The 14,647-nt window shown below is 35.5% G+C and carries 5 protein-coding genes; 1 reads left to right on the forward strand and 4 read right to left on the reverse strand.

The window, feature by feature from the left end; translation table 11 throughout:
* The first annotated feature begins 152 nt into the window (after positions 1-152).
* Positions 153-1,094 (forward strand): hypothetical protein, encoded by a 942-nt coding sequence (locus ACFOW1_RS07625; RefSeq protein ID WP_379013348.1) that lies wholly within the window; start codon positions 153-155, stop codon positions 1,092-1,094.
* Here the strand turns inward: ACFOW1_RS07625 and ACFOW1_RS07630 are convergent.
* From ACFOW1_RS07630 to ACFOW1_RS07645, 4 genes are all read right to left on the reverse strand, one after another.
* On the reverse strand, positions 1,084-4,410 hold the full coding sequence (locus tag ACFOW1_RS07630; protein WP_379013350.1) for a VCBS repeat-containing protein: 3,327 nt from the start codon (positions 4,408-4,410) through the stop codon (positions 1,084-1,086). The two genes, ACFOW1_RS07625 and ACFOW1_RS07630, sit on opposite strands and share 11 nt — an antisense overlap.
* Positions 4,411-4,519: 109 nt before the next feature.
* Positions 4,520-7,840, reverse strand: a complete 3,321-nt coding sequence (locus ACFOW1_RS07635) for a VCBS repeat-containing protein (RefSeq protein ID WP_379013351.1) — start codon at positions 7,838-7,840, stop codon at positions 4,520-4,522.
* Complete coding sequence (locus ACFOW1_RS07640; protein ID WP_379013352.1) at positions 7,840-11,211, reverse strand: VCBS repeat-containing protein; 3,372 nt, start codon at positions 11,209-11,211, stop codon at positions 7,840-7,842. The genes ACFOW1_RS07635 and ACFOW1_RS07640 overlap by 1 nt, the downstream gene beginning before the upstream one ends.
* A gap of 48 nt (positions 11,212-11,259) precedes the next feature.
* Positions 11,260-14,583: a VCBS repeat-containing protein gene (locus ACFOW1_RS07645; protein ID WP_379013353.1), complete on the reverse strand. Its 3,324-nt coding sequence runs from the start codon at positions 14,581-14,583 to the stop codon at positions 11,260-11,262.
* Positions 14,584-14,647: the final 64 nt, after the last annotated feature.

Genomic DNA, 14,647 nt, shown 5'->3' on the forward strand with positions numbered 1-14,647 from the left:
AACTGTGCAATTGTGATGAATACAAAGGAATTAGTTGGCAAAATTATCCCCTGCAAACGGTTTAAAATAATTTCTAAAAATGATAAAAACCGAATACTAGATTATACACTATTTTGCACCACTATTTCAAAAGTTACTTATCGCGTTTGTATATGAAAAAATGGTTGATTATTCTAGTGGCATTTATAGCCATCGCTATTGCAAGTGTTTATATTATTATTCCAAGAAATTTAGTGGTATCAAGTATTACACCCATGTATACGAATTATACAAGTGCAGTAGAATATGCATCTAACGAAGAAAATTGGACAAAATGGTGGCCCGGGAAGTTGGAAAAAGTTGGAGATAGAACAATAGCTACTTATAAAGATATCACGTACCACATTGTTAGTAAATCATATAACAATACACAAATAGCGCTTGACTATAATAAAAAAACAACTATCGTAAACCTTGCTGTTGCTGGCTTTAGCCACGATTCGATAAGAGTGATTTGTCAATATAATGACACAGCTAGCATGAATCCATTTACTAGAATTAATCATTATAACAGAGCCGTATATATTAAACAAAATATCAAAGAGGTGATGCAGCAACTAGAGCGTTTTTTAGAAAAACCATCTAATATTTATGGTTTTAACGTTATTAGTACGATTGTAAAAGATACCGCATTAATGAGTACTAAAACCTATTTAAATCATACCCCTTCAACAATAGAAGTGTACAAACTTGTTAATGAACTCAGAAGGCATATACAACAACAAGGTGCTACTATTATAAACGCGCCTATGCTTAATGTAACAAAAGAAACGGAAACTTCGTATAAGGTAATGGTGGCAATACCTGTAAATCATACGGTAGCAGAAACTAATACTATTCAACTTAGACGCATGGTGATAGGTAGAATTCTAGAAAGTGATAGTATCAAGGGTGGCCCATCAACAGTAGAACAATCCTTTAAAATGTTTGAAAAATACTTTGCCGATTTTAAGCACTCATCCCCTGCCATTCCTTATCAGCAATTGATTACAGATAGAGAAAAAGAAACTGACACAACGAAATGGATAACTAGATTTTACTATCCTATTTTTTAGTTTGCTGCTGAATAACTAACACACTATCATTATTTTTAACTAATACAAAAGCCTGTTGCTTATTAATAACAATGGGCTTTATTTTTCGTACTTGGCCTTTTAATTGTAAGGCATTAATTGTAGATACTTCAAACTGATTATTGCCTTTGTTGATGAGAATCGTACCAAAATCGGCATCGTATCTACCCATCTGAATATTATTCTCGTAAAAATTGCCTACTAATAAAATGTCTTGCAAATTATCGTGATTGGCATCAATAATAACAGCATCTTTAAAGCTTGTAAACTGTGCTTCGTAAGGCAAAGCTTGAGTGGTAAAATTGCCTTTACCATCATTAATCAAAATCGCGTTGGCAAAATAATTAGCTTGCCATTTATCAGCATTATTCAATTTTTCTTCTGTAAATATTTCTTGTAACGTTGCTTTTGCAAAATCGTGTGCATACAAAAAATTCTTCTTTAGCAAAGGCATTTGCTTTTCTAATTCTGCCTTATTAGCAAAAGGTAATTCTCGCCCGTTTAAGAAATACGTGAGTACTTGCTCTTTTTTGCCATTACCATCAAAGTCATTATAATAAAGCGTTACAGGTGTTTTATCGCTTGCGGTTAAACGACTATTTAAACCAAGATTACCAACTACAAAATCTATGTTACCATCGTTGTTAATATCACATGGCAAGGTGAAATTCCACCATCCTTTTTTATCAGTTAGCTGTTGTTTGGTAAACGAACCTTTCCCATTTACGAATGCACAAATACCATCCCACTCTAGGCTTAATACCAAATCTTTTTTACCATCTTTATTAATATCTACCCAAATAGCATTTTGCACAAACCCTACTTTTGATAAATCCTTACAGTATTGTTCTGTTACGTTTTTAAAATGACCTTTACCATCATTCTGTAACAGATACGATTGCGGCACTTCGCCATAAGCCCAAGGCACGGCTCTTGCACCAATAAATAAATCGATAGCGCCATCATTGTTAAAATCGTAAGGCACTACACAAGAAGCCGTGAGAAATAAATTATCAAAAGCATGGGTTAGTTTAGTAAAATTACCCTTACCGTCGTTGATATACACTTGCGGCTGCTGATGTTCATCAGCACCATAATATTCGTTTCCACCTGTGGCTATTACAAGGTCTAAAGCCTTATCGCCATTTACATCTACAAAGCAAGCATCTACATTTTCGTTGGTACTATCAGCATCAATACTCGGCTGATTGGTTTTAATAAACTTACCATTAGCAAGTTGTGTAAAAATTGCAGGCTTACCACCTTTAGATGAACCAATAAATACATCTTCTAAACCATCGCCATTGATATCTCCAACTGCTAATGCTGGTCCTTCACGAGACACCATGTGTGGTATCAATGGCTCTCTATCAAACTCATTAAATGGATTTTCCTCATGTTTCCAAAGTAAGTTTGTTTGCTTCGTAATATCAACCATTGGTGTGGTTGTATTTATGTAATGCTTAGTAATTACATTGTAATCAAACTTTGGCAATCCTTTTTTATAAATGACTGTAAGCTTTGCTGTGCCTGCTTTGTAAGCGATATGTTCGTATGTATTATCTGGCCATACTAGTAGTAAACTATCCACTTTTGTATTGTCTAGCCCAATGTGAACAGGCATTTGCATGCTGCTTTGAAACCCTTTCACTGGATAATTTTCATATGTGCGAATCTCTTGTTTGCTAAACAATAATAATTTGGCACCAATGGCATTGATATTCTTCTCATTACCCTTCAAAGCAATATCAACCGAAGCTTTTGGCTTCATATCATTACTTTTATTTTGATATATCAATACTGCATCATCAATATTATTAACTACCACATCTAAGTCGCCATCATTATCCAAATCAGCATAAATAGCACCATTGGAAAACGTCTGTTTATCATTTGTTATTTGTGTGGCGATATCTTTAAAAGTGACATCCCCATTATTTCTGAAGAATTTGTTAGGCAGTTTTATTTGCGGGAATGACTCAATAATTTTCTTTTCTTTCTCAGCAATTTTATTATTACGTATCTGGTCTTGCACTTCGCTATTAGATACAAAATTTACATAGTCAATATCATTCAAACGCTTGGGTATGCCATTACTAATAAACAAGTCTTTTAAACCATCATTATCAAAATCTAACCACAATGGGCTCCAACTCCAATCTGTAGCCGCAACACCAGCATATAAACCTACTTCACTAAACATACCGTTACGCCTGTTTAATTGTAGATTATTTCTAGTATATTGGTAATTATAACCATACCCAATTTTCATGTAAAAAGTGTTGTATTCATCTTCACCTAATGAGCGTTTTAAGATGTACGGATCAGATGGCAGCATGTCCATCGAAATAATATCAGGATACGCATCATTATTGATATCTGCCACATCTACACCCATCGAAAATTGGCTCGTATGCATGATTCTATTTTGCAAATCATCTTTAAACGTGCCATTTTTTTGATTGATATATAAGTAGTCATTTTCGTGAAAATCGTTACCAATATATAAGTCGGGATAACCATCTAAATCTATATCAGACACACAAATACCCAAGCCGTAGCCTATAGCCGAACTGTTGATACCGCATTGCCTTGTAACATCTGTAAAATGTTTGCCATCATTGCGATACAGCCTATCACCTGTTAACGGATGATAGGTACCAAGAAACATTTTTCTTTCAGCAAACGTACCATTTTGATGCACCGAATGGTTCAACAAAAACATATCCAAATCACCATCACCATCATAATCAAAAAATACCGCTTGCGTACTAAACCCACTAAAATCCAAGCCATATTCAGCAGCTTTATCGGTATAACTTGGCACACCATTTTTATCAATACCATTGCATACGAGCAATTGGTTTTTACCGTGCAAGCTTTCAAACTGCCCAACCCTACATACATATAAATCCAGTAGCCCATCATTATTAATATCCACCACACTTACACCCGTACTCCAGCCGCCATCATTAGGAATATTGGCTTTTGCAGTCACATTCTCAAAGTGCATGCTACCTTTATTCAGGTACAAAGTATTTTGCCCCTGATTACTACAAAAAAATAAATCTATCAAGCCATCATTATTAAAATCGCCCGCACTAACGCCTGCACCATTGTAGAAATACATGTACTTAAACATGTTAAAGCTATCTGTAGGATTCAAATGGTTATTAAAATTCAAACCAGTTTGTTTGGCTTCAAGTACTTCAAATAATGGTTGTTCTATCACAGCAGGCTTAGATTTACAGCCTTGTATTAAAATAGCTAATAAAATAAAATATACTACTGTTTTCATTTTCGTTGTTTGTTAGCAGACTTTTGTACTACTATGATACTTCTGTTGTGTCACTCACTTGTACATTCTTATCGCTACGCAGCATACACCAAAGTATATTGAAACGCTCTTACTGTAAGGGCTTTTCAAGCTTATACAGCAATGGCATGTCATTATTTTGCAGCACCAATATCTGCTTCCTTTGCTTTACATTAATCACCTTAATATCCCTAACTTGACCATTTATAGATATACCTGTTTTAGAGTTATTCACCCACTCAAAATTACCTTTGCCCTTATTTATTAATACATGTCCATAACTGGCATCTATCCTAGAAAATTGAGGTAAAAAGTCAAATCTATTACCACCAAGAACTAAGTCAATCAGACCATCACTATTTACATCTATTGGCAAAATGGCATTAACACTCGACAATTGTACTTGCATTGGCAAAGGCTTTATCGTAAACTTACCATTGCCTTCATTAATAGCTACTACGGTGGTAGCATATGTAAACTGCTTAATATCACTAGAAGCAGTAATCGATTTACCAAATAAATCTTCTATGCTTTTATCTGCATAGTCGGCATGCTTTAAGTTTTGCTTTTTTAAAGATGGAATTTGCTCGGTTAAATCGCGCTTCATAAATACTGGCTTATCCTTACCATCAATCGTTCTTGTCAATATCTTTTTTACAGACCCCGAAGCATCAAAATCATTCATAAATAATTTCACAGGGCTTATATCAGATGGCTGCAAATAGAAATTCTCACCTATATTACCCAATATCAAATCTTGGTCGCCGTCATTGTCTACATCAGCAACAGACACCGTTTTCCACCAACCAAACAACTTATCCAAATTAGTTGTCACTGGTTCAAAATGGTGATTTCTATAAGTGAATATTGTAGGATGCATCCAATCGCCTACCACAATTAATTCTTTCTGCTTATCGCCCAAAATATCAGCCCACACTGCATTTGATACCATCCCTACATTACTAATGATAGATGGGGTAATATCTCTAAAATTTCCTTTACCATCATTTTCTAACAAATAACTTTTGGGCGTTTCGCCATAGCTTGAGGAGACATTTTTGCTGCCTACAAACAAGTCTAAGTCGCTATCACCATCAAAGTCATTAGCAATTACAACTGATGTATTGCCTGCATTAATTGGTAATGATTTTGTGTCAATTGTAAAATGACCTTTACCATCATTTTTATACAATCTGTTTTGCATTTGCCTAGTACCCGCTGGCGCATTGTTGCCGCCTGAACCCACAAACAGATCTAAATCGCCATCATTATCGCAGTCAAAAAATAGTGTCGCTACATCTTCAAAATCAGCAAATTGTTGAAAAACAGGCTCGTTCTGTTTTATAAACTTTCCGTCTTTTTGTTGCAAATACAACTGTCCAGCATGGTTGGTAGCCCCACCAATATAAATGTCTTCTAAGCCATCACCATTTACATCGCCAACTGCCGCCCGTGGCCCTTCTTTAGACAACATTTCTGGAATATTTCTTTCGTAAAAAAAATCATCATAATCATCCTCTATGTGTTTCTCAAACTGTGCCTGCACCGTTGTAAACATAGGTGCTTGTAAGGTATTCGGCGCTTGATAAATATGGTCAGATGCTACTTGCTGTATTTGATATAATTGGTTAATGGCTGGCTTAATCATTTTTACAAAAGTTCTATTAGGCCAAATGATAATCATTGAATCTACTGCTTTTTCGCCTAAACCTATCACTGCCTTATAATCCATCGAAGATTGAAACCCACGGCTTGGTATTATTTCTTTCGTAAATACCTCTGTGCCTCGGTACACTTTTATTTTACTTCCTATTGCGAAAGAATTGTTATCGTTACCTTTTAAATTAACAGCGATATAATTGTTGTGATTAGTTTCTCGACTGTTGTTTTTATAAATAAACGCTGGTTCGTTGGTATTATTGACCACTAAATCAAGGTCACCATCATTATCTAAATCCCCATAAGCACAGCCACTAGAAAACGACGGTTGAGTAACGCCCATTGCCTCACCATCGTCACTAAATTTCAAGTTGCCTTTATTGTGAAAAAATTTATTCACAAGCTTCTGCGAGGACATTTTTTTTATCAATTCCCCCACTTGTTCTTTCTCGCCAGTGGCAGCCATTTTTTGCAACACATCGTTGGCAAAAAAGTCTATAAAATCTTGGTCAGTTATATCATGGTAAATGCCATTTGACACGTAAATATCATTTTTCCCATCGTTATCTGCATCAAATATCAAACCGCCCCAGCTCCAATCGCTAGCTGCTACACCGCTGTAATAAGCAGTTTCTACAAAATGGCCATCACCATTATTTACTTGCAAACAATTTTGCATATATTGGTAATAAAAGCCAGATTTTATTTTTAAATTATTAACATCCGAACTTTCGAAAGCAGTGGTAGTTTTTAAGCGTTTGTCGTCCTTGGGTAACATATCGGTCGTAAAAATATCAATATTGCCATCGTTATTGATGTCACCTAAGTCTGCACCCATAGAAAAATGACCAGTATGTTGCAAATGCTGTTCTAGCTCCTCTTTGAAAGTGCCATTTTTTTGATTGATATACAGATAGTCTTTCTCGAAAAAATCGTTACAAATATATAAGTCAGGATAACCGTCATTATTGATATCGCCCACGTTTACACCTAGCCCAAAGCCAATTAAACTACCGTAGATGTGGGCTTCCTCACTTACATCTGTAAAGTGCCCATTATCGTTTCGCATTAACTTGTCGCCACCACCTTTGTAATAGTCGGCAACGGGCCAGTCTTTTGCGCGTAATTCTCGTTTGTTAGAATAGTTTAATGTATTGGCTGAAATGAAACTATTGTTCAAAATGTAGCAATCTAAATCACCATCTAGGTCATAATCAAAAAAGGCAACTTGCGTACAATAACCGCCTTTATTGGTTAAGCCATATTGTTCTGCCTCCTCGGTAAATGTATTGTTATGATTATTGATATACAACCTATTTTGTGGCTCTTGACCAGGTTTGTAGCCTGCGTTCGACACATAAATATCCAACCATCCGTCATGGTTGATATCTACCATGACCACACCTGTACTCCAATCATTTTGCTTGGTAATACCAGAGGTAAGAGTAATATCCTCAAACTTAAAATTACCTTTATTAAGGTACAATTTGTTACTACCCATATTAGCTGTAAAAAAAATATCAGCTAACCCATCATTGTTAACATCCCCAATCGCAACTCCACCACCGTTATAAAAGTTACGATAATTAAAAATATTAAAATCCTTAGTATCCTCAACCTTATTTACAAAGTCAACACCAGTATGATCAACTAATTCAAACAATTTTGCAGAGGCTTCCTTTTGATTGCACGAAAAGCCTATAACACTGAATGCAGTTGCAACAAATAATATTTTCACATACAACAATCTCATTATTTATGGCTATGTGTTTGATACAAAACTGGCTTTTCATTATTTTGTAGTATCAATAAACATGACTTTTTATTAATTAATACTTGCTTAATATCTTTTATTTCTCCCCGCTCTAAAATACCAGTGGATATTGGGTCTGCAAGCGAAAAGTGCCCTTTACCATCATTAAGTAAAACACCGCCTAAGCTCGCATCTAATCTGCCAAACTGTGGTACCAAATCAAAATCGTTACCGCCATAGACAATGTCTTTAAAACCATCCTCGTTTACATCTACCACCTTCATCGCATTTATACACGACAATTGAGCCATAAATGGCAAAGCTTGTATTTCAAACTGTCCTTTACCTTTATTAATAGCCACAATAGAACTGGTGTAGTTGAATTTTTTTACTAAACTTGTACTTAATACTTTTCCAGGAAATAAGGCTTGAATGGCTTTTCTAGAAAACACTTCGTGCAGCAAATTTTGCTTCTTTAAGATAGGTAACTGCGCTTCTAATTCATGTTTCAAGAACACAGTCATGTCTTTGCCATCCACCGTATGCGTCATTATTTTATCGAGCGTGCCATTTTGGTCGAAATCGTTTACCCAAAGCTTTACGGGATTTTTCTCATCTGGATGTAAATAAAAATTATGACCGATATTGCCTATTACTAAATCCGTTTTGCCATCGCCATTTACGTCTGTGGCTACAATACTTCGCCACCAACCAAATAAGTTAGTGAGATTACTATTTACTTCTTGAAAATGCTGATTTTTATAAGTAAAAATTCGTGGCGCCATCCATTCACCTACTATAATTAGTTCTGGTTTAGCATCGCCCGAAACATCAGCCCACACCGCACTAGTAACCATTCCAATATTAGCAATCCCCCCTAATCTATCTTGTGGCAAATCCGTAAAATGACCTTTGCCATCATTTACATAAATATGGCTTGTTGGATCTACGCCATACTTTAGGGGCACGCTTCTACTCCCTACAAATAAGTCTAAATCGCCATCATTATCAAAATCGCAAGCAGTAGCTACTGCAATATTGGTATTATTCAATGGAAAAGCCGAAGCATCTAAACTAAAATTGCCTTTACCGTCATTTTTATACAAACGATGTTGCAATTCTCTACTATTCGCATCGGTTGTATTATTACCACCTGCTCCTACAAATAAATCCAAATCACCGTCACCATCACTATCAAAAAATAATGTTGCCACATCTTCAAAATCAGCAAACTGCGCAAATACATTTTCATTTTTTTTAGTAAAAGTGCCGTTGGCATTCTGCAAATACAGCTGTCCAGCTTGGTTTGTAGCTCCACCAATAAAAATATCATCTCTACCATCACCATTAACATCACCTATAGCTGCTTGAGGCCCTTCTCGAGATAACATTTCAGGAATATTTTGTTCAGCGTAAAAATCTACTACATCATCCTCTTGATGTTTCTCAAAATTGCTATTTAATTTTTGAAATAATGTTGACGGATTTACAGTTGCATCCTTACGACTAATTCCTTTTTTTGCATCGGTTTGCAATAAAGTATATGACTTATTAAGCGGTGGTTTTATATAAGTTGAAGTGGATAAATCAGGCCAAGTAATTACCAATGAATCTACACTTGCAAGTTTGCCTAAACCAATGGTTTGCTTATAATCAACAGACGATTGAAAGCCACGAACAGGCTCAATTTCTCTTGATAAAATTTCCTTGCCTTGATAAATTTTAATAATAGTGCCTATGGCGAAAGTGTTGCTGCCATTACCTTTTAGCGATACACTGATAAAGTTATTGTGACTGAGTTGACGTGCATTATTCTTGTAAACAAATGCAGGTTGGTTCTCATTATTAACAATCATGTCAAGGTCGCCATCATTATCTAAATCGGCATAAGCCACCGTGTTAGAAAACGAAGGTTTTGTAAAGCCCCATTGTTCGCCAATATCCTCAAATTGCAAATTGCCTTTGTTACGGTAAGCTTTATTGAGTAAAGGTGTTTGAGGAATTTTCTTGATTAAACTATCTGCAATATTTTCTTTGCTACCTGTCACCAAAATACGTTGGTACATATCGCTTGAAAAAAAGTCTAAAAAGTCTAGATTACTCAAGTCTCGGTTAATACCATTGCATACATAAATATCATTATACCCATCATTATCCGCATCAAACATTACCAATCCCCAGCTCCAATCCGTTGCTGAAACCCCTGTAGCATTTGCAATATCTATAAACTTGCCGTTTCTATTATTAAGTTGTAAACAATTACGAACATATTGGTGGTAAAAGCCTGCTTTTATTTTGCTTCGATATAAATCGACGTTGTCAAAAGTGCCAGTGGTTTTTAAGCGGTAATCATCGGGCGGCAGCATATCTGTGGTATAAATATCAGGGTAACCATCGTTGTTAATATCTACAATATCTGTACCCATAGATGACATACTGATGTGTTGCATCCAGGTTTCAAGTTCATCTTTAAACGTGCCATTTTTTTGGTTAATATATAGATAGTCTCTTTCTAAAAAGTCGTTACCAACATAAATATCAGGATAACCATCGCCATTTACATCGGCAACAGACACACCTAAACCAAAGCTTAGTAAGCTTGAATGTATACCAGCCTGTTGAGACACTTCCTCAAAATGTTGATTGGTATTTCTATACAAATGATTACCACCGCCTTTATACTGTTCAGGCACTTTCCAAGCTGACAATGCTGAGTCACGCATACCTTGATAATTAAGCGTTCCAAAAGGTATAGGGCTATTATCAATAATAAAACAGTCTAAATCGCCATCCTTATCGTAGTCAAAAAATACAGCTTGTGTGCTATAGCCAGAATGGTCCAAACCATATTGCTTGGCAGATTCAGTAAATGTGTTATCGTGATTATTAATATACAACTGATTGAGGCGGTTATTTTTACCCACATGACCAGAACTACAGATGTAAATATCTAACCAGCCATCTGCATTAATATCTACAAATGTTACACCTGTACTCCATTGCCCATTCTGTTGAAAGCCAGATGTGGCGGTAATATCATCGAATTTAAAGTTGCCTTTATTGAGATAAATTTTGTTATTGCCCAGGTTTGACGTCAATACCACATCGGGCAAGCCATCATTATTAATATCACCTAAAGCTACACCGCCACCATTGTAGAAATTACGAAACTGAAAACTATTTTCGTCTTTATTATCTATAACTGTATTTTCAAAGTGAATGCCTGTACTATCGTTATCCATTAATTGAAAAAGTGTCTCTTTTTCTTTTTTTGGATGGCAAGACACAAAGGATACAGCACAAGCAATTAGAACCACCAATTGGCAATAATTTCTAAACAACAACTTATCAACTATTACACAAATTTTCATTAATTAATTCTCTTTTCTGTAATCACACAATCAGTAACATTGCGCTAATTAGCGATTTACCTTATAAAGCACAGGGTATTCATTGTTTTGTAATAGCAATAAATATTTACCATTTTTTGCAGGAATTTCAACAATGTCTTTTATATCGCCACGCTGTAAAATACCAGATTGATTTGAGCCTACCCATTTAAAATTACCCTTACCATCATTTAATAATACATCGCCAAAACTTGCATCTAATCTTTCAAACTGCGGTAAGAAACAGGACAGATTTCCACCTGCAACAATATCTACTTTGCCATCGTGGTTAATATCGGTACACAGCATCGTATTGATAGAAGATAACTGCATTCGTGGCGGTAATTTCTGAATAATAAACTGCCCATTTCCTTGATTGATTGCTACGCAAGAGCTTGTATAATTAAATGTTTTTTGTAGAGCAGTCGTAATTAATTCTGGGCTAAATAATTCCTGAATAGATTTTAAAGCATATACTTCGTGCTTTAAATTTTTCTTCTTCAAAGGAGGCACTTGTTCTTCCATTTCGTGCTTTAATAGCAATGGCAAATCTTTCCCATCAATAGCACTGGTTAATATTTTGTGTTGAGAACCGTTCTGACTGAAATCGTTTACCCAAAGCTTTACAGGATGTGAGCTATCAGGTTTTAAATAACAGTTTTCACCTACGTTACCCAGTACCAAATCTATTTTTCCATCACCATTCACATCTGTGGCTATTACACTTTGCCACCAACCATTCATAGTATTTAAGTTGGAAGTTATTTCTTCAAAATGATCTTTCTTAAAACTATAAATATGAGGTGCCATCCATTCACCAACGATGATTAATTCTTTATCTGCATCGCCAGAAACATCAGCCCATAAGGCATCTGTTACCATGCCAATATGACTAATACCAGCCATTTTTGAAGCATCCATATCTGTAAAAACACCTTTACCGTTGTTAATATAAATGTGGCTTTGTGGATTATTACCATAAATCTGAGTAACATTTCTTGCTCCAACAAATAAGTCTAAATCACCATCATGGTCAAAATCATAAGGTATGGCTACCGATATATTATCTTGGTTTAAAGGAAATGCATTCGTATTTATTGAAAAATTACCCTTGCCGTCGTTAATATATAGCCGATGCTGTAACTCTCTAGTTGCTGGGCTCGCATTATTACCACCAGCGCCAACAAATAAATCAAGATCGCCATCACCATCACAATCAAACATTACACAAGCCACATCTTCAAAGTCAGCATATTGTTTAAAAACAGGCTCTTGTTTTTCTACAAAGCCCTGATCTGTTTGCATGTACAAATGCCCCGTTTGACCTTTTGCACCGCCAATATATACATCCGCAAGCCCGTCGCCATTTACGTCCCCAACCGCAGCCTTAGGTCCTTCTGTAGATAGCATTCTAGGAATACCTCTTTCGTAATAAAAATCTATATGCTCGTCCTCCGTATGCTTTTGAAAAACGCTCGTTGGTATTTTTGTATAAAAAGTTGCTGCCTCAACTTTTTTTAAATCATCAATGCTATTTTTTATCTCTTTTTGTTGAATAGTGTGCACTTGGTTTATAGCTGGGTGATATATCTTTTCATATGATCTGTCTGGCCAAGTAATCTGCATAGAATCAATCGCACTTGCCTTACCCAAACCAATAATGGCTTTATAATCAACAGATGATTGGAAGCCGCGGCTAGGCACAATTTCACGTGTTAAAATTTGGTCGCCAACAAATAAAGTAATTTTACTGCCTATGGCGAATGTATTTTGACCTTTACCTTTTAGGGAGATACCGATATAATTGTTTTTATTTTGTTCCCTAGCATTGTTTTTATAAACGAAGCAAGGTTGGTTTTCATTATTGACAATTAAATCGAGATCACCATCATTATCTAAATCTGCGTAGGCAGCACCATTAGAAAAACTTGGTTGCGTGAAGCCCCATTCCATACCAATATCTGTAAAACCAAGGTTTTTATCGTTGCGATACACCTTGTTTTGTAATGGTGTTCTTGGTATATTTTGTAACAATTGGTCTATTTCTTTTTTCTTGCCACCAAGTGCCATTTTATGGTATGTTTCGTCTGCGAAAAAATCCATAAAATCTAAATTTGTAACATCTCTATTTACACCGTTACATACATACAAATCGTTCCACCCATCATTATCCATATCAAACATTAAAGCGCCCCAGCTCCAATCGGTCGCTGATACGCCACTATAATTGGCAATGTCTGAAAACTTGCCATTTTGATTATTTAAATGCAAGCAATTTTTAATATACTGGTAATAAAAACCTGCCTTCAATTTACTATTAAATAAGTCAATATTATCAAAAGAACCTGTTGTTTTTAAGCGCAAATCATTTACCGGCAACATATCTGTTGTAAATAAATCCGGGTAACCATCATTGTTAATATCTGCAATATCTGCCCCCATAGATGAGAAACTTGTATGCTGCATCCAGTTTTCAAGTTCATCCTTGAATGTACCATTTTTTTGGTTAATGTATAAATAATCACGCTCGTACGAATCGTTTGATACAAAAACATCAGGGTACCCATCGTTGTTAATATCGCCAACAGAAACACCTAAACCAAAACTGATTAATGTACCATGAATACCAGCCTGCCTAGTCACTTCTTTAAAATGTCCATTATCGTTACGAAATAAATGATCACCACCACCTTTTAAAAAAGCACCAACCGACCACTCACTTTCTTGCAAATCTCTGCGGTTTGCAAAATCTAACTGGTTGACAGGTATAGGACTATTGTTTATCATAAAACAATCTAAGTCGCCATCCATATCGTAATCAAAAAAAGATACTTGGGTAGTGTATGCAGAAATATCCAAACCATATTTTGCCGCTGATTCTGTAAATGTTAGATCATGATTATTGATATACAGTTTATTCTTGCGATTACCAGTGCTCATATGACCAGACGACGATACATAAATATCCAACCAACCATCGTTATTAACATCTGCAAATACTACACCTGTATTCCATTTGTCATCCACTATAATGCCTGCTTTTGAACTGATGTCATCAAACTTAAAATTACCTTTATTTAAGTACAATTTATTGGCACCAGCATTAGACGTTAAGAACACGTCTGGTAAACCATCATTATTAATATCCCCAATTGCAACACCCCCACCATTGTAAAAATTGCGAAATAAAAAGCTGTTTTCAATTCTACCATCTTCTACATTATTGGTAAAATTTATCCCCGTGCTATCCATTAATTGGAACAAAGCTGGGGACTCTACTTTGGCATTTTTACAAGCAAATAATAGAATAACAGTAAGAGGCAAACAAAGATTTTGAAGTACTTTTTTCATCATTGCAAACATCGTGTAATCTACATAAAAAGAGAGGTCATTTTTCAATGACCTCTCGTAAAAATAT

The organism is Parasediminibacterium paludis, assembly GCF_042651445.1.
Lineage (GTDB): Bacteria > Bacteroidota > Bacteroidia > Chitinophagales > Chitinophagaceae > Parasediminibacterium > Parasediminibacterium paludis.